We start from the raw sequence: 23,106 nt of genomic DNA, 5'->3' as shown, positions 1-23,106 counted from the left end.
AGTTTTCTGGCGAATTCAATTATACCTTATCTTCATGCTGTTTGTTTTTCATACCACAAAGATCAACACGCCCTAGTTTTTCTATGCCGGCATTACCATTTATTTGCTGATACAAACTCTGTTTAGGCTTGCTGCTACAGCCAGCTAATACACTTGTAGCCAATAAAAATAGTATAAAAACTCTCATTACCAATATCCTGTCACCGATAAATACCAACCGATTTGATCGCTTGCTCCAGCTATACTGCCTAAATCTAAGTAGGCGGCGGTTACGCTCATATGTTTATTTGGCATCCAAGCTACAAACACATCTTTCCAATCTTGCTCGCCTAATCCTAGGTTATTTGTTTTTTGACGATACTCAACACCTAACGCTACTTCACGGCTTAAAAATATCGCTGTGCTTGCCTCAAATAACAATTTATTGCTGGTATTATTACCGCCATAACCCAGTAACCCTAGTTGGTTGGCTTTGCTGTAACGGGTGGTCACGTTCCAAAACCAGTTGTATCCTTCAATAGCACCTAAGTGTAATTTGCTTACCGCTAAGTAAAAGTCAGTGCCGCTGGTGCTCTGTGCACCCACTAGCTTTGCAACCGTGCCATCGTCTAACGACTTATGCTGTATACCCAAACTTACTTGTGGCCAACTACTGTAAACAATGTCGCCATATAAACGAACTTTAGCACCAGTTATCGACTGCTCTATTTGCGTACTCAGCGCGGGTACATCAAACTCTTGCTGCGCATAGCTAAGCTCAACGCGATTAAACAAATTAAGCTGTGCGCCACATACATCTAACGTATAGTCGGTTACATCTGCACGGCTACAAAAGCCATTAACCGAAACCTCATCCTCACTGGCATACCCCGCAAGTTGCGCCCACGGAACAAGGCCACCGCCACCAGCCCCCTCAACTTGAGACACCCCAGGAGTAGCTAATAATTTACCGCTACTCGCAGCAGTAATAAAACTGGCTGTGAGTAATACCCCTGCCATAAAACACTTAATGTACGCCATCGTATTCCTCTAACCACTGCTCTAATAGCTCAGCTTTTAATGGCCGACTTAAATAATAACCTTGGGCGTGATCGCACTTCATTTGCTTAAGTAGCGCTAAAGTACCTACAGTTTCTACTCCTTCGGCAACTACCGAAAACCCTAATTGATGCCCTAAAGTAATACTCGACTGCACAATAAATTGATCTTTTTGCGATTCATCTAGTTTTAAAATAAAGCACTTATCTAATTTAAGCTCATCAATTGGCAGCATTTTTAAACGCCCTAACGATGTTTGCCCTACGCCATAATCATCAAGCGATATTTTTACCCCAATAGCTTTTAAGTTTTCGAGGGCAATTATGCCTTTTTCTTCATTTTCAATCATATCGCGCTCGGTGAGCTCAATGGTGATCAACGCAGGGTTAACCTTATGCTTTTTTAAAGTACGTACTAATGACGAATGAAACCCCGCAAACGCAATATCTTGTGCCGATACATTGATAGCCGCTTGTAAATGTATGCCTTTTTGCTGCCAAGCGGCAACTTGTGCAATAACGGTATTAACCACCCAGGCGGTAAGCTCTACAATTAATCCCGACTGTTCGGCTAAATCAATAAACACCTCAGGCGACACCCAACTACCATCTTTACGTTGCCAGCGAATTAAGGACTCAACCTTATCAACCTTTTGTATTTTCATATTTAGTTTTGGCTGATAGGTCATAAATAACTGGCCGTCATCATCGCTTATAGCTTGCTTAAGCTCATCAAGCATAACTAAGCGCTCTAAATGCGCTTCGTCTTCGCCTTGTTGATAGTAATGAATATTTTGATGATGGCTGGTTGCGCTTTCTACTGCTATAAGTACTCGACGAATTAGATCCTCAGCTTGTTCACCGTGTAGCGGATATTGCACCACCCCCACACTAAAGCGTAAATTTATTTTTAAGTTTTGAATGGTGTAACCCGCTTGGAGCTGCGCCATTAAAGCAATAATGCCGCGTTTAAATTCGCTCACTGCCCCCGCCGGAAATACGGTTAAAAATTCATCACCACCAATACGCGCATGAAACCCACCCAACTCCTCTGAAAACTCACGAATACGATGTGCCACCGCTTTTAAGCACTTATCACCAATGCGTGGCCCCAACTTATCGTTTATATGTCGCAGGCCTTTAATATCGATAGCTACTAACGTGTGTGCAGTGCTTTTATTTAATTGTTTAGCTAGCATTTCTAGCATAGCCGAGCGGTTATAAAATCCGGTTAGCGCATCATGGCGAGCTTGGTAGCTAATTTGCTGTTCACGTTCATTTATATCGCTACCCATGTTATGAAAAGCATCCATAAGGGTAGCTATTTCACTGCTTTGTTTGCTGCCTTTAAATTCAAAATTATAATTACCCTTTGCAAATTGCTTAGCCACCACGGCCAATTGCGACAGTGGTGTAGTTAAATTATTTGCTAATAAACTACTGGTTACTACCCCAACAATTAAAGTAAGTATGGCAAGTATAATCAGCGTAATAAATAGCTGTTCAAAATCGCGATAGCTTTGGGTTAAATCGGCGCTGAGTAAAATTATTACCGGGTGAGCTTGCAGTGCAGATAGCTCAATTTCGCGATTTTTATACACTAAATAATCACCAAAAAAGCGCGACGTCGTTTTGCTATTAAAATAATTAACTGGTTGAAAATTTGCTGGAGGGGCTACCAGTGAGGTTTTTACTAAGCTATCTGCGTTCGCTATAAAGCTTACTTCCATACCGGTTAGGCTTTTAAGTTCTGAAGCTACATTACTGGTTATTTTAAAACCCACCAAACTGTAAGCTATGGTGCGCGGGGTTTTAACTGGCAGTAAAATAACCTGATACAGCTGGCCATTTAATACCACAAAACTAGAGCGCTCCGCGGTAGTTAATAACTCACTCATTAAAGGCTGCAGATTATCGGTAAAGTTGTCCTCATCATCATTGGTTGATATTAACAGCCCCGACAAATCTAACAGCAGCATTAAATCGGCATTTATACGCTGGCTATGATTGTATAAAACACTGCTTATAGTAGCAGCGTCACGCGTGGCAACCGCTTGTTTAAAGCCAAAATCGGAGGTGAGTACTTTAGCGGCAGTTAATAGTAGGTTTTCTTTCGAGTTTAAATATTGTTTATAAACATTTTGTGCCACGCTTATGTCTTGATTGACTTTTTCTTCTTGAAACTTACTTGTAGACCACCAAAAGCTCAGCAAACTAACCACAGTGGTTAATAACACCAAGCCTACACATAAAATGGTTATACGGTTTCGCAAATTGTTAGTCATTACCGCCCTTAAACTGACTGCCAAAGGTGTTACGTGGTGCTGGCGAGGAAGTATTTATGGTTATCGGTAAAATAGCTTGTGGCTCTATATTCATCATTTTTTTATTTTCTAAAGGCGCAGTTTGCAACGCATGCCAAATACTTATTTGCAAAGGCTGCGTAGTAACAGGCAAACTTACAACTCCGTTTTTATCGGTTTTATAAACTTGCTCACTCTTAGCCACATAGATATAACCCACCATAGAATCATGAATATTACAGCCTAGTACCACAACACCTTGAGTGTCAAAAATAATTGGCTCTTTGGGTTGCCCTGAGTAGAGTTTTAATTGAAAAGATTTAGCGCTTGAAAACGAATACACGTTATGGCGAATATTATCGCTATTAGGAAAGTTAACTAATTGCCCTTGCTGCACAATAAGTAGCTCAGGTAAAAACTGCTTATTTACCTGATCTATTACCGCAATGGGGAGCTTTTTAACACTTGGATTTGTAGGCTTAAAAGCAGTGTTTGCTTGGCCTATTTCAACAACGGCATTGGGTAATACCATACCGTGTTGATCTTTTATTACTAAATCAATATTTGCGCTAATAGCAGCGTGGCTAAAAAGCACACTTAAAGCGAATAAATAACGTTTTTTTTGCAAAAAATTGCAATGCTCGTTCAAACATAACCATACTCAAATATTAATTTTAAGTTCAGTTAATTAGAGACGAGCACCAATTGCAAGAAATATAGTTCAGTCACTAAAAATAAACATTTTAGCATTCATTTTTTAGCACTTTAGTCGTGTTATTTTATAATTAATCCATAATCGGCATCTAAAATAGCAATTACTTCTTGACGCGGATCAGCAGGAATAACAATCTCTTTGCCCACTATTTTACTGGCAATGCCCACGTAGGTATTTGACACTTCAAGCATTACTGACTCAGGTAAAATGTAATCTTTAGCTAGCTGCTCACGCTCATCCATGCGGTCTTTATTAAGTAGTACGTCGCTCTCTGGCACGTTATTAATTAACAGCTGACGGAAACCTTCCTTTGAGTTTTCAACAATCTTGCCATCTTTATAAGATGCCTCATCCCAAATACGTGATGAATCAGGCGTGCCTACTTCATCAATATAAATAAGCTGCTCTGCGCCATTTATATCTTCTACATAGCCAAATTCAAATTTGGTATCTACAAATATTTGCCCAAGCTTAGCCAGCTCGCAACTTATTAGCTCAAAACCTTCCACTAATAACTTTTCGTATTGGGCTACATCATCAGCCGCTCTAAAGTTAAATACGCTTAGGTTATTAGTAATATTGCTACGCGTTATATTCACATCATCAACTGGGGGAATATCTGCCACACCAGTAATAATGCCTTTGGTAGAGGGAGTAATTAATACTTTATCGAGCTTTTGATTAGCTGTTAAACCTTCTGGTAAATTAATACCACAAAAGTCTCGTACACCTTTAGCGTAGTCGCGCCACATGCTGCCTGTAATATATTGGCGGGCAATGGCTTCTACTTTTACCGTACTGGCTTTGCGTACAATCCAAACATACGGATGCGGAATATCAACAATGTGATTACCCGCAAGTCCTGCTTCATCAAATAACTTAAACCAATGCGCAGCCACCGAGTTTAACGCTATGCCTTTACCTGGCACGCCATTTAAGCCATTTTCGCCTTGCCAAATACAATCAAAAGCTGAAATTCTGTCGGAAATAACCATAATTGCCAGCTCAGTATCGGCTGGTACTTTATAGCCCTTTTCGCTAATTAAACGTTTGCTGTCTGCGTCGGTTAACCAGTAAACCGAGCGTACTTTACCACTGTGTACGTCACCTTTGGTACGAATAGGTAAATCATCGTTTACGTCTAAAACTTTATAGCTAGTCATGCTATCTCCGGGGTTAGGCATGCTCAAAGAGCAAAGTATGGAATTGGGGTTAAAGAGAGCATATAATAATGCAGCAAACTGCAAAGCTCAATCTTACGACTAAACAAATATAGTGGCTTTATTTATATACTAGTAACAATGAGGTAAACTTGAGCTGTTCAAAAACCTTAAGGAGTTAAATTGAACTACCTAGCCGCCAGCAAAAATAAAAAATACTTAATGTATATTTCTCAAAATTACTCGTATGCTATTTTAAGGCCTTTACAAGCACAAATTTTGGCTCACGGTGGTGAAGTTTGTTGGTTTTTAGAAGGTAATGACGTTAATCCTGACTTTTTAGCCGATGATGAAATACAACTTAACTCAATTAAAGCAATAAAACAGTGGTCGCCCGATGCGACTTTTGCCCCAGCTAATTTAATACCTACTTTTTTCCCAGGTAAAAAAGTTGCTGTTTTTCATGGTTTTGATGCCGGTAAGCTAAATAAAAAAGGCGAAAATGACCACTTTAAAGCCAGAGGCTGTTTTGATCTGTATTGTACACAAGGCCCAAATACTACTGGGCCATTTAAAGCATTAGAACAGCAGCTGGGTTATTTTAAAGTAACCGAAACAGGCTGGCCGCCGTTGGATCGTTTTTTTATTACCGAAGACACTAACCGTTACAAAGATAGCAGCGACACGCGCCCCACATTATTAATTTGCTCTACTTTTTCTAAGCGCCTATCGCTCGCGCCTAAATTATATGAACAAATAAAGCAATTTAGCCAACACGGTAAATGGCGCATTTTAATGCAGTTTCATCCTAAAATGCCCACAGAGTGGATCACTAAGTACAAAGCACTCAGCAATGAAAATTTAACCTTCGTTGAAACTGACAACGTATTACCTCTACTTCAAGCAGCTGATGTAATGCTGTGCGATACGTCATCTATATTGCAGATGTTTTTAGTACAGCGAAAACCTGTAGTGACTTTTTGCAATAAAGCTCCCGCAAAGTATTTACTTGATATCACCAATGCACAAGAGGTTGAAGCCGCAATAGAACATGCTTTTACTTATCCAGCTGAACTAATTAATAATATTGAGGAATATTGCCAACAGTTACATCCGTATGCCGATGGTAAATCAAGCGAAAGAGTACTTGCCGCAACCAATGAACTACTGCTTAGTAATGAAAAACTAAAAAGCAAACCACTCAATCTGATCAGACAGTTTAAAATGCGTAAAAAACTAAATTACTGGGGTTGGTAAATTAAACAATAGGCTAAAGGACAGATTTTATCTGTCAGGTATCAGGTTTTAGGTAAGAATTAACCAAGTTTAGTGTTTAGGTTATCGTTTCCGCATCAACCACTTGCCTAGTACCAGCCCTACTGGCCGCTGAAATATAACCACTGAACGCGCCCCTCCTTCCTTTCCCTTTTATTATCGCTTAACATCACAACTATAAATGTTTAACTATTAAGTTGTTATGATCACACTTTCTAAGCTGTTATTTAAATGGCATAAAAATGCAGTTAGCCCCACACTTAATATTAACCAGCTGAACATTAAGCAAGGCGAGCATGTGTTTTTACATGGACCAAGTGGCTGTGGTAAGTCTACTTTACTGTCGTTATTAGCGGGTATTAATACCGCCACCAGCGGTGAGGTAAGTATTTTGAATAAAAACTTAAACACCCTAAGTAATACTCAACGCGATGTATTTAGAGCGGATCATATTGGTTATATTTTTCAAAATTTTAATTTGCTCCCCTATTTAACGCCGCTGGAAAACGTAAGCTTGGGTTGCCAGTTTTCAAAGCAGCGCCAACAACGGGCGCTGCTGCAATCACACTGCTTAACCGCAGAGTCCGCAAGATTGCTTAATGCCTTAGGGTTAGCGCAACATTTACATCATCAAGATGTGGGTAAATTAAGCATTGGCCAGCAACAACGTGTGGCTGCCGCGCGTGCATTTATTGGCAGCCCAGAGTTAATTATTGCCGACGAGCCCACATCGGCGCTCGACACCAACAACCGTCAAAGCTTTATAAAACTGCTGTTTGAGCAAGCTAAGCACGCCAACAGTACTTTAGTATTTGTTAGCCACGACGAAAGTTTGCAACCACTTTTTAATCGCAGCATCGATTTAGTTAATTTGCAGGCAGCATCATGATCTTAATTAAACTCGCCTATAAAAGCCTATTAAACCGTCGTAGTAGCGTGCTGTTAACCTTACTTACCATCGCCATTAGCGTCATGTTACTGCTAAGCATTGAACGGGTACGCATAGACGCAAAAAGCAGTTTTAGTAATACTATTTCGGGCACCGATTTAATTGTCGGTGCGCGCACTGGCGATATTCAATTGCTGCTCTCGTCCGTATTTAGAATAGGCCACACTAACAATGGTGTGAGTTGGCAAAGTTATGAATACATAACCGGACAACGCGGCGTAAAGTGGAGCATTCCAATAAGCCTTGGCGACAGCCACAAAGGCCAAGCAGTATTAGGTACCACCCTTGATTACTTTAATTATTATCGGTTTGGCAAAAAGCAGCCACTGAGCTTTAAGCAAGGCCACGCATTTAACACGATTAACCAAGTCGTGCTGGGGAGTGAGGTAGCGAGTAAATTAAACTATAAACTGGGCGACAGCATTGTTATATCTCATGGTATGGGCAGCACCAGCTTTCATCATCATGATGACAACCCGTTTAAAGTGGTCGGTATTTTAAATGCCACCGGCACCCCTGTAGATAAAACGCTGCATATACCGCTGGCCGCTATCGATTTAATCCATGGTGGCCATAGTGCAGAGCATGACGAACATGAGCACGAGGAACATAGCAACTTAGTTGGCCACCCAAAACAAATTACTGCGTTTTTAATGGGCTTTAACTCTCCACTTTACACGCTGCAAATTAGGCGCAATATAAACCAATATAAAAAAGAAGCACTGCTGGGTATTATGCCCACAGTAACACTAAAAGAGTTATGGGAAATGCTCGCTATTGTTGAAAAAATACTGCTGCTATTTTCTGTTGTGGTAGTCATTATTAGCTTGCTTGGCATGTTAACCACGCTCCTAGCTAACCTTAATCAGCGCCGCAGAGAGCTTGCCATATTACGCTCAGTAGGCGCTCGGCCATGGCAGCTATTTACGCTCATTAGCATAGAGTCACTGCTTACCACTTTACTCGGCTGCATAGTTGGGTGTGTATTATTTTATGCGCTGATGTTTTTTGGCGCAGGTTACTTACAAAGTCACGCGGGTATTAGCATTAATATTGCCATGCTCTCTTACTATGAACTCACACTTATAGGCGTTATTATGATTGCAGGATTTATTATTGGTTTAATTCCCGCTACTCGCGCTTACTTTTACTCACTCAGCGATGGCATGAGTATAAAAATATAACTAGGACAATCATGACGTTTTTAAAAACAACTTTTCAATACATCGCCTTGGTAAGCTTAATACTAACCAGCTTTGTTAGTAGTGCAAATCCACCCAAAGAAATTTTTTGGGAAGACCTAATTCCACAAGGTCATATGCAAATAAACACCCAAGCGCAAGCTAACCACGAAGGCAGTGAACAAAACTGGGTTCAACCAGATCTAAACGCCCCTGTAGTAAAAGCACTTGATGGTAAATCGGTAAGCCTACCGGGTTTTGTAGTACCACTTGAAGGCGACAGTGAAGTAATTACCGAGTTTTTACTGGTTCCTTATTTTGGCGCCTGTATACACGTACCGCCGCCGCCGCCAAATCAAATAGTACATGTAACCATTAAAGGCGGAGTCCCCATCGACAGCCTATACGACGCCATAGTAGTGACTGGTGTAATTAGCACCCAAACATGGTCTGGCGAAATAGCCCAAGTAGGCTACACAATGAAAGCCGTAGGGGTAGCCCCGTTTGAGCTTTAAAACCGGAGGTTTCAGCGGGTAAGGTTCCCCCTCCACATCACGATCTCACCCTCTTTGTGAATTAATCACTTAAAAGCATTTTGCACAAAGAGGGTAGATGAGAATCTTTAGTACTATTCGCTGCCCTTCACTTCTGACATTTCCCACAAAACACAGTACTTCTTTGCCCTAGCCTTACTTCTTGTAATTCGCTTTTACACACCAAGCAAGGTTGCCCTTTGCGACCGTACACTAAAAGTTGCTGAGCAAAGTAACCCGGTTTCCCATCGCTTTGGGCAAAATCTTTTAAGGTGGTGCCTCCTTGGGTTATTGCTGCGGCTAGCGTGTCTTTAATTATAGGAATAAGCGCTTCAAAACTTTTCAGCGATACTTTACCGGCTTCGCGGCGAGGGTCTATTCCCGCTTTAAATAACGATTCATTAGCGTAAATATTACCGACCCCTACGACGATGGCGTTATTCATTATAAATTGTTTTACCGGCACTTTTTTATTGCGCGATTGCTGATACACCTGCTTCGCAAAAAACTCGTCAGTAAGCGGCTCAGGCCCGAGCTTTGCCAGTAACTTATGAACTGAGCCCGGCGCTTGCCATAGGCAGCAACCAAAGCGGCGCGGATCGTTTAAGCGCAGCGCTTTACCGTTAGCAAAAATAAATTCTATATGATCGTGTTTTTTAAGTGGCTCGTTAGCACTTACTACACGTAAATTGCCCGACATACCTAAATGCAAAATAGTAGAGCCTAACGCGCAGTGTAATAACAAATATTTTGCGCGGCGCTCAACGCCCGTTACGGTTAAACCTGTTAGCTGATATACATCGTCTGGCACCGGCCAACGCATGCTGCCATTATGAATATTTACCTTAGTAACAACTTGATTTAAAACATGCGGGGTTATGCCCATGCGGCTTACTTCTACCTCTGGTAATTCAGGCATTCAATACACTCACTTTATTATAAAGATTATTGTTCACTCGGGGTTGAGCTAGGAAACAACTGTTTAACTACAGCTAAATCAAGCGCAAATACACGCTGGCTATTTTTTTCGAGTAAATAATACTGGCCATCGTCCTTGTAAAGTAAATACACCCAAGGTAATGGTTCGCCCGCCAGTTCAAAGGTAGCTACCGAGAGGGGCGCATTAGGATTAAACACCACCGATTCATGAACCGACATAAGCTGAGCACTTTGCCACACGTTAACCAGTTCACCTAGCTGCTGCTCCGTGCCTTGCCAAGTAAGCGGCACATCGATTTGTAATGCGGTTGTACGCCAGCTTGTGCCTATACGTTCAATTTTTTGATCAACAAAACTCAACGTTAATACAAAACTTTGTATTGGTAACACTGGTTGCAGTACCGGCTCGTTATTACTACCACCAATATCTTTGTGCCAACCATTTAAAAAGAAGATCATAATCAACATCGAAAAAATAATAACGTTGTTCCAACCTTTACGGCTTAATTGCATGCTCGATGTTCCTAATTAGCTCAATAGTTTAAAGTGTAACCAAAACTTAATTACACTGTCTATATGTTAAATCCACTATACTTTGTTAGAATACGCGCAAATTTTTAGGAGTTTCATCAATGTCAATGTATGTAGTGGGCCATAAAATCCCAGATTCAGATTCAATATGCGGCGCAATTGCACTCGCTTATTTAAAAAACCAAATTAATGAACCAGCCATTCCAACGCGTCTTGGTGAAGTTTCACCAGAAACTCAATTTATTCTTGATAAATTTGGCTTCGAAGCGCCAGAGCTAAAGCTTAGCTACGCCGGCGAAGATGTGTATATTGTAGACCACACAGAAAAAACCCAAGCACCAGATGATATAGACCAAGCCCGCATAGTTGGCGTGGTAGATCACCATAAACTTGGCGACCTAACTTCATCAGCACCACTTGAGTGTTGGATCCGCCCTGTAGGTTGTTCAAACACCATAATTAAAATGATGTACGATTTTTACAATGTAGAAATCCCTAAAAACATCGCCGGTATTATGATGTGCGCTATTTTAAGCGACACCGTTATTTTTAAATCGCCAACGTGCACTACTGCCGATATTAAATGTGTTGAAGCGCTAGCAGAAATAGCCGGTATTGACGATCCTAAAGAGCTCGGCATGGACATGTTTCGCGTTAAATCGGCAGTTGCCGACACGCCTGTACGCGACCTAGTTATGCGCGACTTTAAAGACTTTAACATGAACGGCAACCTAGTAGGCATAGGCCAACTAGAAGTGATCGACCTAGCCGTATTTGACGATATTAAAGCTGATTTAGCAGCCGATATTGCCAAGCTGAAAACTGAGGGCAATCGCCACTCAGTATTTTTACTGCTTACTGACATCATGAAAGAAGGCTCAGAAATGCTAATTGCATCAGACGACGCAAATCTAGTAGAGCAAGCTTATGGTGAAAAACCAGCAGACGGAAAAGTATGGCTAGACGGCGTACTGAGCCGTAAAAAGCAAGTAGTGCCACCACTACAAGACGCTTTTCAAAAAGTATAAGTTATAGTATCAGGTATCAGGTATCAGGTATCAGGTATCAATCAGCAAAGTATAAAAAAGCACCACGTGAAACTAAAACGTGGTGCTTTTTTCTGTAGTTAATTTACATAGCCTCTTTTTAAATCCAAGCGCTACATTAACCCCCGCTTAAAGGTAATTAAAATCCCGTGTCTACTTTATTGGGGTAGTATCATTAACCTAATACCTAAAGCCTGCTCTTTCTCACTCCTAAAACCTGTTCTTAATTTGCATTTAAACTAATTAAAACTAAGCTGTTACAAACAATACGTTAAAATACTTAAAAGCTGTTTTAATCTTTAACTGAAAGTTACGGCTAAAAGCAGATCGCCGCCCTTTTTAAGCATACAAGGACGAACAATGAAAATACTGCATCATGGGGCTGTTAATGGCGTTACCGGTTCGTGCCATGAACTAGTAATAAATAACAGCACATCAATACTCATTGATTGTGGATTATTTCAGGGGGAGGAATCAAAAGCTGATTTAGCTATTGGGTTTGATATAACGAATGTTACGGCATTAATTGTTACTCATTGCCATATTGATCACGTAGGTCGTATACCATATTTATTGGCTGCGGGGTTTAAAGGCGCAATTTACACCACTCAAGCATCAGCTAGTTTACTGCCACTGGTAATAGAAGATGCATTAAAAGTAGGGGTAACACGCGATCCTAAAATAATTGCAGCCTGTTTAAGCTTATTAGCTAGGCGCATTGTTGCGGTTGATTTTAAAACCTGGTTTAACTTATCTATCAATCCAAGCGTTAGTAATGCTGAAAATACCCAAACAGCCAAAGCGCGGTTTCAGCGAGCCGGACACATATTAGGTTCAGCCTATGTTGAAATTGACATTCTTGAGAACAAAAGCACTAAAACCACTCCTAACAACACACAAGGTAAAAGTACGCATCGCGTGGTGTTTTCTGGCGATCTAGGCGCGCCCTATACGCCGCTATTGCCCACACCTAAGCCGCCTTATAAAGCCGACACCTTGGTTATTGAATCGACCTATGGCGATAAAAACCATCAAGGGCGTAAAGAGCGCACTCAAACATTAAAAAAAGTAATCGAAGGTGCGGTTACCGATAACGGCGTAGTACTCGTGCCCGCGTTTAGTATAGGTCGCACCCAAGAGCTACTTTACGAACTAGAGCAATTAATTCACAGCGCACCTAAAAACTCACCATGGCACAGCATACACGTAATACTCGACTCCCCTATGGCGGCAAATTTTACTGAGCAGTACAGAAATTTTAAACATTTATGGGACGCTGAAGCCAAACGCAAAGTTGCCAAAGGCCGCCACCCGCTCGACTTTAAAAACCTAACCACAATCGACACTCATAAAGAGCATGTGGCCATTATTAACTACTTAGCCACTCGCCAAACACCCGCCATTATTTTAGCCGCCAGCGGCATGTGCACCGGCGGGCGCATTGTAAATTACCTAGCGCGTTTTTTAAGTGACAAAACCACCGACATACTGTTTGTAGGCTATCAAGGACGCGGCACATTAGGGCGTGATATACAAACCTATGGCCCTCGTAACGGCTATGTATTTGTAAACGACACTCGCATTATCATAAACGCCAAAGTACACACTATAAGCGGCTACAGCGCCCACGCAGATCAAAATGGGTTAATAAAATTTGTAACCGGCATGCGTAAAAAGCCCAACCATATAAAAATAGTACACGGCGATAATGATGCAAAAAATGCGCTCGCAAATAAATATCGCGAAATTTTAGGAGAAAAAACAATCGTGGAAATAGCTAAATAATAAAAATTAACCATAGGGTAATTGAAGCCTTAGTACACAATGTGTAAAGCTGCCATTTCGTTCAATTATCCACAATGGAAACTTTTATTGAACCGCATTTAATATTGAACACTTTTATTTTAAAATCATAAAGATATCCCCCCCTTTTTTGGTCATAATGCGTAACACATATAGGCTCTGTTATGTTCGCTGATAATGATGTACTGAGCCAGGTGTTAGTATGCCAACTTGTTAAGTGATCCTGGTTTGAGTGAGTTCCCCATTATATAGAACTAAAGGCATCGCTTCGCTCTTAACGACATCAAGGCCTGTACAAGTAAATATCTTCACGTATCATTTTAAGGCCAGTAAATAAAAGGACTCTTCTTGTTTAAACTTCCCCCGACTACCATTGCACTTATTATCGTTTGTAGCGGCTCTATTATAGGGCCACTTGGCATGGCAGGCGTTAACATAGCTATCCCAAATCTCGCTGAAGATTTAAATGCGAGCGCGAAAATGATCGCGTGGATGCCCACCTTGTATTTACTCAGTAGTGTCATGTTTATGCTACCGTGCGGAAAAATAGCAGACAACTATGGCCGCAAACGCGTATATGCTTCTGGTTTAGCCTTAAATGCGCTGGCCTCACTGATGTGTGCGCTAGCAACATCGATTGAGTGGGTGCTTTTTTGGCGCTTTATACAAGGGGCCGCAGGCGCCATGATTTTTGGTATCGGTGTTGCCATCATTACCTCTGTCACACCTGATAATAAACGAGGAATGGCACTGGGCACCTCTGCAGCATGTGTTTATATAGGGCTCAGTGCTGCCCCAGCAATGGGTGGTTGGCTTACTGAAATGTGGGGATGGCGCGCCGTGTTTTACTCGCAGATCCCACTGGTACTTATGCTGCTCATTACCATTAAATTGTTTTTACAGGGTGAGTGGAAAAACGATAAAAAATCACCGTTTGACTGGTGGGGCACCGTTATCTTCTCGCTTTTCGCACTGTGCTTAGTATTAGGGTTAAGTGATTTACCACGTATGTCAGGCTGGCTTTTAACATTACTTTCAATCACCTTTTTGATGTTATTTATTGTTCATCAAAGTCGCAGTAGGCGACCACTCATTAGAGTGCAAATGTTTTTAGAAAGTCGTGTATTCAGCCTATCCTTGTCCACTTCCTTTTTAATGTATGCCAGTAACTTTTCACTGGCCTTTTTATTAAGTTTGTATTTGCAATATATTAAAGGATTAAGCCCCGCACATGCAGGGCAAATCGTATTACTCCAAGCGGTGTCAATGGCTATCATGGCGCCACTGGCAGGTAAATTTGCCGATAAAATACAACCACGCTTACTTGCCACATTAGGCTGTATCATTGTTATGATTGGCTTTTTTCTACTATCACAGCTGTCGGTTAGTTCAAGTACAACCTATATTAGCGGCTCACTGCTATTATTGGGCATTGGCTTTGGCTTATTTTCGACCCCAAATAACAATGCCATTATGGGCGCAGTAGATAAAAGCGAGCTAGGTGTCGCATCTTCTTCAATGAATTTGTCACGCACGATTGGTAATTTATTTGGTATGAGCTTAATCAACTTAATTGTGCAGTATTACCTTGGAGACAGTACTTTTTCAGCGCAAAATAGCCCCGCATTAATGAGTACTATTTCATTGGCGTTTAAAATGTCTTTAGGATTTGTAATCCTAGCAAGCTGTATTTCTGCACTGCGTGGTCGAGCTTAAATTGTGTTTAAAAATAATAGAAATGGACAATGCCCATCCTTAATTGGAGCCTGGCATTGTCGCAATTATCGACCCATTTCGAATGTTCGAATAGTTGACGCAAGATATTCATTTTTAGCCTGACACAGAATTATGAACGCCTTCCTAACTTGAAAAACTCCGATACTCACCTGCCAAATAACCACGGTTTAATCTCATCATAATTTTTTAAATACAAAGGTCTTTCCAAAGGGTTGCTATCTCTAACGTGTTTCTCTATTAAATAAAACTGGAGATAATACTCAGTCATAGCCGCTCTTACTTTGACTGAAAAGCTCTCGCCCCGCCCTTTATCCATCATGATTACATTTTTTTGCTCACACGTTAAACTCGGTTGCGGCGCGATATGTAATTCAACTGACGTCATCCATGCAGTGTCTTTTTCAGCATCAATGGTCGAAGATGAAAATAACTCTGCCTGCGTTATTCTACCTAGATGAAAATCCCTAAATTCACTTCTAAATTCATCGAATGCTCTACAATGCCAGCGCACTCCGCTATCAGCTAATGCTATTGGGTGTATTATTCGCTCTTTTCCGGCAGGTTGAGATAGTGAGTAATATGTAATTTTAACAGCCTGCTTTTTAGTAATAGCTTGGGTAATCATTCTGACAACTTTAGGATCAACAGAGCCTGTATATAACGGGCCAAAGTCTATTGCCAACGCTCCCCAATAATCAGACTTATACACTTGGCTATTGATCCTTAAAAAGGCTGCATACTCTTGCCACGAGCCATCGATATAATTGCATGAAAAAGACGCGGCGGGTTCATACCTTTTTAAGCTTTTATTGTAGATGAGTGTACCTGGGTATAGCTCCCTATAGTCAGTTAAGCTTTTAGTAATATTACTAATGGTAACTTTAAACAATTTCGCTAAAGTCGATGCATTTACTACACCTTCCCAATAAGCAAACATTTCAATAGCTTTTAATCTGGATCCTTTTGTACCTAAGCCTCCATTAATCATTATATTTCACGCCTTTTATTAAACCAAGAGGAGTACTATGAGTGATGAGGTGCTCCTGTGTAATTGCTAACTTTCTCTTTTGCATATCTTCTAATATGGATTTAATTTGTGGTGGTGTTTTTTGACAGTTGATTCTTCTAAACAACTGAGGAAACTGTTTTTCGAATTCTTCAGCTTTTGATTTCATTAAAATACTGTCAGATAAGAATATCGGCACAACTATGTCGATATAGCAGTATTGAGATAATTTCAAAGCCATATCAATACCTGCAGCATCATGGTCAAAAAAGATACCAACATTAACACTGGGGTTGAGTTCATTAAGCATTATTTTAAGGTGATTTTGGTTTTCACCATAGCCTTTAAATAAGATAAGTGCATTTTGATATTCCTTAGGCAGATGAGGAATGACTTTATCCCAGTTTGTTATTAGCTCACCATTTTCCACAATCAATAATGTATGAATCTTAGTAATATCTAGTTTCTCATAACGCATTGAATAAACGATGCCTGGTTGAACATGAACCGTTGAACCAATAACGGGGATCGGCGCTTTACCTGCCATAGACAACATCCCATCAAAGACGCCTCCTCTCGCCCATTTTTCATTTTTCAGCTTTTTAGCTGCAATTAACCGAGTATCAACATCTAAGTCTATAGTTAATAATGGTGCTTCGAGTGCGTTATCAAAGTACTTTTCAATGTAAGCCAAATTTTCAGCAGTAAAATAAATTTTCTTATTTCTGATATCTGCTATGTCCAGCTCTTCTACTATCGTCTTAAGAACAGCAGACTCATTAACTACTCGCGGAGATTTTTGAATTAATCGCTGAGCAGCCCGCACGGTCTTTTTATCTAATTTCATTTGAGACCTTTTTAAAAATTATGTCTGTGACATAAACAGTCCCATCGAATGGAGGGGTTATTTCTCTTAACTCCTGCACGTGTGCAATTTTTAAAACGGATTTTCGTTGAGCTTCAAAGTAGCTCGTTATCATCAACATCCAATCTTCAACGCTTGAGGCAACTTTTAGTTGGTAATATGCCTTTATCGCAGAGAGATCGTCAGTGTGTTCACTATCGAATAATGCATCAAAAAAGAATTCTACATTTTCAATCAGAGAATCAATTTTCTCATCAAGTTCAACACCTCTCTCATCCGTAATAACAACGCTTTCATCCTCGGTATTTAATTGATTAGGCGTGTTTCCAGATTTTTTTAGCGCAGATAAAGACGCATCTATCAATAGCTCTTCATCTCTCGCACTATCTAAATCCCCATAGCCACCTAAAGGTAACTTTTCAGCAATAGATACACAAACAGGCAAATTCAAAAAAGAGAATATATCGGGTCTATAACCTGGCTCTGATGTGTATTTACCATGAAACGAATCAATTAATTTATTTAATCGTTGAGCACTTTTATCTTTCATCAGTTTATCTAGCATTTTAACCAATTTACGGTTACTCGCTGCTAAATCTTTTAAGCATTTATCGACATGGGCTTTTAAAACTTTCATAAGCAACCTTTCAAGTTGAAGGTCAACCCCTACCCAGCTATTCATTTTATCGACGCTTAACTGATTGAACACATGGTTTAACTTTGTTATTTCTTGTTTACAACGAGATGTTTGTTTAATTTTTTCATCAATGTCGCAAACGACACTAAACTCATCACCTATAATGTGATGAAACATATTAACGGTGTCTGTTAGCGTATCCATCAACTCCATAACTGTTTCACGTATCTCATCAAAGAATCGCTCACCATCACTATAACGGCGAGTTTTAGCTTGTTTATAACTTTGGATGGTATTTTCTAGATCCTCTATCAATCCTGAAAAAGCACCATGCCTTTCTCTAAATCTGTGCCTACTTGTGACATGATCTAATAACCCACGGACTTTACTGTGTAACTGAACACCTAATGACTCACCTAAATAATAGGCTAATCGGTTTTTACTCAAAGAATTTATCACTTGCTCATTTTCTGGCAAGTCTTCAATTTGACCTCTTGCGATATAACAAGATTCATCAATAACGTCTATATGCTTATTGAGGGCTCTGATGGCAGCCTTTGAGTCTTCTTTTCTTCCCATTAGAACAACTCCGCTTGTTCTTCATTACCACCACTTTCGCCTTCGATGCCCTCATATAATTTTATAAACTCTAGTTGATCGTAAATTAATGACCATTTTGCCGTGGCTATATAGACAGAGCCGCTGCCGCCTATTGAAGTAAGGTACTTTTCATCTACTAAATGTTGCAATATCGAACGCAGTTTCGTTTTCGTTTCAGTCGAGTTTTGTGCTCTTTTAAACTTATGTGCAATGTTCTCTAACTGCAACTTAAGTGATGATGACTCTTCTATTGCAGCAAGTAATTCAGATTCCTTAACTCTCATGCCTGCTTCTATCGGCCTTGATTCATGATCTGCATTACGGACTAAACGTAACCAGTCAATTAACCCTTCTAAATTAATAATGATATATTCAAAGTGTTTTTCAACAGCATTTCGCTTTGTTTTATCTTCAATCGAACTGAACACGCAATAAAACCCTTTGCGATCTCTCGTTCTGGCAACCTTTCTACCAATACGGTGAAGGAAATTATTTACTGACTCTTCATTATCTGGCGTATCTAAATAGGAAAAACAGTCTGAATTTGATACCTCACAGACGATATTTTGATTTAGTAATGCTTCAATACAGTGTTCAAAACGACTAGACATTAGCGTCTCTCCCTACACCTTGCTCTGATCTGGTGATCAGAGGGTTTTGCTTGCTTGTTTTTCTAGATACATATTTCTTTATGCCTAAATTTTTATCCACATGATTTTTAGAAGTAAAATATCTCAATAGTACAACCGATGGATTGGGCTGCGCGCAAAATAGTGAAATATTATTCTGATCCATAAAATCAAAAAGAAGCATAACATTTTCATCCGACAGCTCACCGAGTTCATCTAGAGGCCAATGAATCGTGATGTTATGATCTTTACACAAATAGCGCGTCATTCCACAGAAAACAACAATGACGGCTAACTTTGAAATACCCGTACTACTGATGCTCTTTAAGTCTGCATCCGTTCTTATATTTACTAATCGACCGTTCTCTGTCATAGAAATATCAATATCTACTAAAGACTCAATGGAGCTTGAAATTTTGCTGTCTTTCAGTTCAGAAATAACACTAGAGAAAGTCGTTACAAAATCTTTTTCAGGTAAATTATCTTTGCCTAATTCCCCCCAGCGCTCCCAGACGCTATTAAATGCGATTAACTCAGACCAAAGATCAAACTCATCAACTTTTGAAACAAGCTCAATCTTAATATCATCCAATGCTTTGAAATTGTTTGAAGTATTGATTTCTTTAACTAACTTGGCAGACACATTTTTTACTTTCTTCTTTAAACCTGTGAGTGCTTGATAAAAACGGATATATCTTTCACCAACCGTTTTTATTGATTCCAAAATAACGGCTTTTATATCGGGTATAGACTCTTCGATTAACACTTTGACATCGACTACACTTTCAATATAAAGATCTTCACTAAATTTTTCATGCGCCGAGATAGCGATGCGCTGCTCTTCCATACTGCGCCAAATATGAAGGACTTTATTATTTGATTTCCCTGTGACTAATAATATTTCACCTACTTTTTTAACCGCAGAGCTAATTTCCCATCTGAGCGTTTTAATAGACGTTACAGACTCTTTAGCTGACTGGATCATCACCTCGATTGGTATTGAATCATCTAATTGAGCAGGTTGATGAGCCACTGGGATATATTGACTGTGTAATTCAATGTCTTCTAAAGCAGAATCAACCGCAGACTTCATCAGCTCTAGTTTTTCAATTGCTCTGTCCAACTCATTTAATACTGAACTTTTCTCATCCATAGTGCGCTTGGACTGTTCAGTCACTGTTGTTATTTCTTTTTCAATTTGTGAAATGCTTTTATTGAGCAATGCAAGCTCTGACTCATATGATTCAACTTTACGCCAAGTAGACGACTCCCATGTCTTATAATCAGCAATAATGTGCGAGAACGCTTTTACCTCGGTGTATTTCGCTTGGGATTCCACTTGTCGTTGTTTGGCGACTTGAACCGTTTTTGGGTCAATATCCTTATCTCTTAGTACACAATTAAATGCATCTTTAAGTTCAATTAAACGCTGTTTCAAGTCATTTTTAATCACCGTTATAGCGTCTTCTTTCGCTGCAATTGTTTCAACCATTTGCGAGTGCGCTGCAGAGGCATTTGCTTTAAAGGCAATAAGTTCTTCTTGATACTGATGACGAATTTCTAATTCACGTTTTTTTGTCGCGCTATCAAACTGATGTTGCGCTTCAATGGCTTGCGTTATTTGATTATCGAGTGCTCGCAACCGGCTAGACACATCCTTATTAATGGCGTGTATTGTTACTTTTTCTTGTAATTCAAGCTTACCAATATCGTCTTTATACCTTTGATCATCTCGCAGTAGTTTGTCGATACTTAAACCAATAATATTCACATCGTTATTTAATATTGAGAGCTTTTTATCTATCTCTTTAATATCTGTAACTAAATTATCAATTTCACGACTTATTTCTTCTCGCTGTTGGCTTAATATTTCATCCGACTGCGCTTCTTCTGGCAGTAGTATGTTCTCTAAATCGATTAGCACACCATAAAAAGAACTGTGCTCTGAAGCATCCGCAATACCAGGCGATAATGTTTTGAGCGTGAGTAACTCTGGCCTGATCACTTTACCAATTGTTGAACGCCAACTTTTTAAATTTTGGTTTAAATAGCTGCGGACAGTACCATCCTCTGGGGTTAATCGGTGTGTGATCTCAATTCTTTTATTTCTTTTATTGTCTAATTCATTATTTTTTTGTTTTCGCTGGGCTAATAGTTTTTCTCTTTCTTGTTTTTTATTATCTAGTTGCTCTTGCGCATTCTTTTGCTGTACATAAAGCTCATTAATTAAAAAGCGATTTAATTCCACTACTTTTTTCTTAAGGTTATCTAACGATCTCTGCTCCTCGTGTGTGTAATTACTCGCTTTTTGATGCTCAATCTGTAATGAATGAACTGCTTCCAATAATGCTTTACTTTGGGTATTTCGTTCTTCCTTAAACACGTGTTGTTTTTGGTTGAATTGCTCACTCTTTTCCAGCTCTTTTTGCTGCATTTCGAGCTCAAATTGGTGTAAGCTTTCTTGGAGTTCACTTATCTTTTGCGTTAACGCTAACTCTTCTCGATTTGCTTCCATTTCATGTTTACTCACTTCAGCATCGTAAGCCTGCTTTTCAGTGTGAACAGACTCTAGTAATGCTTTAAAATGCTTTGCATCTTTTTCAGCTTTATCTTCTAAAAAGTTTAAACCTTCGTATTCAGCTATTTTGGATACAATGTCGATTTCTGTATCCCATTTTTCACGCGCATCATAAATGCTATCGATTAAACTCTTTTTAGTTTCGGCTTTATTAAAGTCCTTCCCAAATGCTGAGTTAAGACGTGATAGCTGCTCTTGGGATTTTTTAAAGAGTTCACTTTTTTCAATTTTAAGCTGCTTTCTCTTGAGGCTTTGTTCTTCAAGCAGATTAACATTGGCGGATAGCTCATTTTTCAGCTTACTTTGGTATGAAAGCAAGTAGCCCCATGACTCTTTTAACGCCTCATATTGAGCAATTGATTCTGAAAATTTATCTTTGTGCTTTTCCAGTTCAATTAACGTCTCAATACTACTAACATACTCCATATCTTCTTTGTGATAAGGCGCTTCACCTATTTCAATTTGATCAGTTAAAAAGCTGTCAACAACCATCAACTTAAATTGTGCTAAAAGCTTATCATGACGCATGAGTACTGATGACAATGAGTCTATATGCCTCATTTGAGAGTCACTTGAACATAAGGAATACTGATGCGCTAACGGGATAAGTGAACCTTCTGTTTTTCGGCGTGTTCTTAAGCGTTGCTTATCATTTTGTATGATTGAGCGATAATCAATACTCGTCGATATTTGTTTTGAAACATCATACTTGTTAGATACATATTTTCTTAACCACTCTTTTGCGTTACCACAGTCATGCAATGCATCTAACATTGCTTGGCCAAATAGAGCTTCACTGGCTGGCGCATCGACAAACCTATACACTACTGAGTCTTTTGAGCGATATAAAACAACACACTTAGAGCTCCCTGTTTTTTTATATTCGAAAACAATCATGGATTTTTTTGTTGGTAAGTAATGATTTACAAAAGAGACTTTACCCGCAGCCCTATCTACCACCTTACTGGGCTCGATACCATAAAATACCGGTATAAGACTAAGTAACGTCGTTTTACCAGCCCCGTTACCCCCTGTATTATTTGTATGGCCTAAGCATTCAACCCCCGTTAATCTTCCTTTAAAGTATGAATGATGCAGATATATTTCTACTAAACCCGTTTCCATGTTGATTCACCAAAGCCCAATTGAGTACATTGTTTTAATGTACATCAAAATAAAGTGGTTAAAAACTGTTCATTCAAACAGTGTAATTACTCGACAATTTTTAGCTCTGACTAATGTCCTTAGTTAGTTCATTGATCGTAGCCCCTTGGTGCTGTAACCACATAAGATGCCTAACATTTTGGTGTACCCCATATGTTTCTGACATGACACCTCGTACATCTCATTTGTAATAGCATAAACTGAAACAGAAGTTTACTTCCCTTTAATCATAAAGATTACAAGCTTCGTTGCTAAAGTGGAGGCATGATTAACTATGAAAGTTGGGTATAAATATCGGGCAATAAAAGCGGCTCCTTCATTCTATGATTTAGAAGGTAAAAAAATGAACAACTCCCACTAAACGCTGCGCGTTTTGAAGGAGTTTCAAAAAGAAAGCCTAAGCTACCTTTTTAGGCTG

19 protein-coding genes are annotated in these 23,106 nt (G+C 39.6%); 7 read left to right on the top strand and 12 right to left on the bottom strand.

Annotated elements, in window-relative coordinates:
• Window positions 1–19: 19 nt before the first annotated feature.
• From AAEZ18_RS16215 to AAEZ18_RS16195, 5 genes are all read right to left on the bottom strand, one after another.
• On the bottom strand, window positions 20–187 hold the full coding sequence (locus AAEZ18_RS16215) for a hypothetical protein (protein WP_244181059.1): 168 nt from the start codon (window positions 185–187) through the stop codon (window positions 20–22).
• A complete protein-coding gene (locus AAEZ18_RS16210) occupies window positions 187–1,020 on the bottom strand; it encodes a DUF3034 family protein (protein WP_089367739.1) in 834 nt (277 codons plus the stop codon). The genes AAEZ18_RS16215 and AAEZ18_RS16210 overlap by 1 nt, the downstream gene beginning before the upstream one ends.
• A complete protein-coding gene (locus tag AAEZ18_RS16205; RefSeq protein WP_089367738.1) occupies window positions 1,007–3,322 on the bottom strand; it encodes an EAL domain-containing protein in 2,316 nt (771 codons plus the stop codon). Before AAEZ18_RS16205 ends, AAEZ18_RS16210 begins: the two co-directional genes overlap by 14 nt.
• Window positions 3,315–3,968 carry a methylamine utilization protein gene (locus AAEZ18_RS16200; protein ID WP_350595218.1) on the bottom strand — a complete coding sequence of 218 codons (654 nt, stop codon included), beginning with the start codon at window positions 3,966–3,968 and terminating at the stop codon, window positions 3,315–3,317. Before AAEZ18_RS16200 ends, AAEZ18_RS16205 begins: the two co-directional genes overlap by 8 nt.
• A gap of 146 nt (window positions 3,969–4,114) precedes the next feature.
• Window positions 4,115–5,218: a phosphoribosylaminoimidazolesuccinocarboxamide synthase gene (locus AAEZ18_RS16195; RefSeq protein WP_350595219.1), complete on the bottom strand. Its 1,104-nt coding sequence runs from the start codon at window positions 5,216–5,218 to the stop codon at window positions 4,115–4,117.
• A gap of 180 nt (window positions 5,219–5,398) precedes the next feature.
• On the opposite strand from AAEZ18_RS16195, the gene AAEZ18_RS16190 reads away from it, so the two are divergent.
• The 4 genes from AAEZ18_RS16190 (at window position 5,399) to AAEZ18_RS16175 (ending at window position 9,135) form a co-directional block, all read left to right on the top strand.
• Entirely contained in the window at window positions 5,399–6,472 is a 1,074-nt protein-coding gene (locus AAEZ18_RS16190) for a CDP-glycerol glycerophosphotransferase family protein (protein ID WP_350595221.1), read from the top strand.
• A 220-nt stretch (window positions 6,473–6,692) separates the two neighbouring features.
• Window positions 6,693–7,379 carry an ABC transporter ATP-binding protein gene (locus tag AAEZ18_RS16185; RefSeq protein ID WP_197182798.1) on the top strand — a complete coding sequence of 229 codons (687 nt, stop codon included), beginning with the start codon at window positions 6,693–6,695 and terminating at the stop codon, window positions 7,377–7,379.
• The gene (locus tag AAEZ18_RS16180) at window positions 7,376–8,623 is read left to right on the top strand and encodes an ABC transporter permease (protein WP_179807851.1); all 1,248 of its coding nucleotides are present in this window, start codon (window positions 7,376–7,378) and stop codon (window positions 8,621–8,623) included. Before AAEZ18_RS16185 ends, AAEZ18_RS16180 begins: the two co-directional genes overlap by 4 nt.
• An 11-nt stretch (window positions 8,624–8,634) precedes the next feature.
• Window positions 8,635–9,135 (top strand): DUF3299 domain-containing protein, encoded by a 501-nt coding sequence (locus AAEZ18_RS16175; protein WP_011327159.1) that lies wholly within the window; start codon window positions 8,635–8,637, stop codon window positions 9,133–9,135.
• A 127-nt stretch (window positions 9,136–9,262) separates the two neighbouring features.
• Here AAEZ18_RS16175 and mutM read toward each other — a convergent pair whose 3' ends face one another.
• Entirely contained in the window at window positions 9,263–10,072 is an 810-nt protein-coding gene (mutM, locus tag AAEZ18_RS16170; protein ID WP_041454335.1) for a bifunctional DNA-formamidopyrimidine glycosylase/DNA-(apurinic or apyrimidinic site) lyase, read from the bottom strand.
• A 26-nt stretch (window positions 10,073–10,098) separates the two neighbouring features.
• Window positions 10,099–10,605, bottom strand: a complete 507-nt coding sequence (locus AAEZ18_RS16165; protein WP_350595224.1) for a hypothetical protein — start codon at window positions 10,603–10,605, stop codon at window positions 10,099–10,101.
• Window positions 10,606–10,724: 119 nt separating this feature from the next.
• Between AAEZ18_RS16165 and AAEZ18_RS16160 the strand changes: the two genes are divergently transcribed.
• From AAEZ18_RS16160 to AAEZ18_RS16150, 3 genes are all read left to right on the top strand, one after another.
• Window positions 10,725–11,651, top strand: coding sequence for a manganese-dependent inorganic pyrophosphatase (locus tag AAEZ18_RS16160; RefSeq protein WP_350595226.1), 927 nt, complete (start codon window positions 10,725–10,727; stop codon window positions 11,649–11,651).
• Between the two features lie 438 nt (window positions 11,652–12,089).
• Entirely contained in the window at window positions 12,090–13,454 is a 1,365-nt protein-coding gene (locus AAEZ18_RS16155) for an MBL fold metallo-hydrolase RNA specificity domain-containing protein (protein WP_427570540.1), read from the top strand.
• Between the two features lie 366 nt (window positions 13,455–13,820).
• Window positions 13,821–15,188 carry an MFS transporter gene (locus AAEZ18_RS16150; RefSeq protein WP_350595230.1) on the top strand — a complete coding sequence of 456 codons (1,368 nt, stop codon included), beginning with the start codon at window positions 13,821–13,823 and terminating at the stop codon, window positions 15,186–15,188.
• 166 nt (window positions 15,189–15,354) lie between these two features.
• Here AAEZ18_RS16150 and AAEZ18_RS16145 read toward each other — a convergent pair whose 3' ends face one another.
• The 5 genes from AAEZ18_RS16145 to AAEZ18_RS16125 are packed head-to-tail and all read right to left on the bottom strand — an operon-like array spanning window position 15,355 to window position 22,649.
• Entirely contained in the window at window positions 15,355–16,197 is an 843-nt protein-coding gene (locus AAEZ18_RS16145; protein ID WP_350595233.1) for a helix-turn-helix transcriptional regulator, read from the bottom strand.
• The gene (locus AAEZ18_RS16140) at window positions 16,190–17,062 is read right to left on the bottom strand and encodes a DUF7281 domain-containing protein (protein ID WP_350595235.1); all 873 of its coding nucleotides are present in this window, start codon (window positions 17,060–17,062) and stop codon (window positions 16,190–16,192) included. Before AAEZ18_RS16140 ends, AAEZ18_RS16145 begins: the two co-directional genes overlap by 8 nt.
• Entirely contained in the window at window positions 17,049–18,296 is a 1,248-nt protein-coding gene (locus AAEZ18_RS16135; protein WP_350595237.1) for a hypothetical protein, read from the bottom strand. Before AAEZ18_RS16135 ends, AAEZ18_RS16140 begins: the two co-directional genes overlap by 14 nt.
• Entirely contained in the window at window positions 18,296–18,928 is a 633-nt protein-coding gene (locus tag AAEZ18_RS16130; RefSeq protein WP_350595239.1) for a hypothetical protein, read from the bottom strand. The genes AAEZ18_RS16135 and AAEZ18_RS16130 overlap by 1 nt, the downstream gene beginning before the upstream one ends.
• Window positions 18,921–22,649: an ATP-binding protein gene (locus AAEZ18_RS16125; protein WP_350595242.1), complete on the bottom strand. Its 3,729-nt coding sequence runs from the start codon at window positions 22,647–22,649 to the stop codon at window positions 18,921–18,923. Before AAEZ18_RS16125 ends, AAEZ18_RS16130 begins: the two co-directional genes overlap by 8 nt.
• Window positions 22,650–23,106 lie beyond the last annotated feature (457 nt).

Origin of the sequence: Pseudoalteromonas sp. 19-MNA-CIBAN-0066 (genome assembly GCF_040308705.1) — a bacterium.
GTDB lineage: Bacteria > Pseudomonadota > Gammaproteobacteria > Enterobacterales > Alteromonadaceae > Pseudoalteromonas > Pseudoalteromonas nigrifaciens.
The sequence above is the reverse complement of the archived record's forward strand: the minus strand, read 5'-3'. Positions and strand labels throughout refer to the sequence as shown.

What these genes read in the sequence shown, in the direction of transcription:
- AAEZ18_RS16215 (WP_244181059.1), bottom strand. Translation starts at nt 187, where the DNA reads ATGAGAGTTTTTATACTATTTTTATTGGCTACAAGTGTATTAGCTGGC.
- AAEZ18_RS16210 (WP_089367739.1), bottom strand. Translation starts at nt 1,020, where the DNA reads ATGGCGTACATTAAGTGTTTTATGGCAGGGGTATTACTCACAGCCAGT.
- AAEZ18_RS16205 (WP_089367738.1), bottom strand. Translation starts at nt 3,322, where the DNA reads ATGACTAACAATTTGCGAAACCGTATAACCATTTTATGTGTAGGCTTG.
- AAEZ18_RS16195 (WP_350595219.1), bottom strand. Translation starts at nt 5,218, where the DNA reads ATGACTAGCTATAAAGTTTTAGACGTAAACGATGATTTACCTATTCGT.
- AAEZ18_RS16185 (WP_197182798.1), top strand. Translation starts at nt 6,693, where the DNA reads ATGATCACACTTTCTAAGCTGTTATTTAAATGGCATAAAAATGCAGTT.
- AAEZ18_RS16180 (WP_179807851.1), top strand. Translation starts at nt 7,376, where the DNA reads ATGATCTTAATTAAACTCGCCTATAAAAGCCTATTAAACCGTCGTAGT.
- AAEZ18_RS16175 (WP_011327159.1), top strand. Translation starts at nt 8,635, where the DNA reads ATGACGTTTTTAAAAACAACTTTTCAATACATCGCCTTGGTAAGCTTA.
- mutM (WP_041454335.1), bottom strand. Translation starts at nt 10,072, where the DNA reads ATGCCTGAATTACCAGAGGTAGAAGTAAGCCGCATGGGCATAACCCCG.
- AAEZ18_RS16165 (WP_350595224.1), bottom strand. Translation starts at nt 10,605, where the DNA reads ATGCAATTAAGCCGTAAAGGTTGGAACAACGTTATTATTTTTTCGATG.
- AAEZ18_RS16160 (WP_350595226.1), top strand. Translation starts at nt 10,725, where the DNA reads ATGTCAATGTATGTAGTGGGCCATAAAATCCCAGATTCAGATTCAATA.
- AAEZ18_RS16145 (WP_350595233.1), bottom strand. Translation starts at nt 16,197, where the DNA reads ATGATTAATGGAGGCTTAGGTACAAAAGGATCCAGATTAAAAGCTATT.
- AAEZ18_RS16140 (WP_350595235.1), bottom strand. Translation starts at nt 17,062, where the DNA reads ATGAAATTAGATAAAAAGACCGTGCGGGCTGCTCAGCGATTAATTCAA.
- AAEZ18_RS16135 (WP_350595237.1), bottom strand. Translation starts at nt 18,296, where the DNA reads ATGGGAAGAAAAGAAGACTCAAAGGCTGCCATCAGAGCCCTCAATAAG.
- AAEZ18_RS16130 (WP_350595239.1), bottom strand. Translation starts at nt 18,928, where the DNA reads ATGTCTAGTCGTTTTGAACACTGTATTGAAGCATTACTAAATCAAAAT.
- AAEZ18_RS16125 (WP_350595242.1), bottom strand. Translation starts at nt 22,649, where the DNA reads ATGGAAACGGGTTTAGTAGAAATATATCTGCATCATTCATACTTTAAA.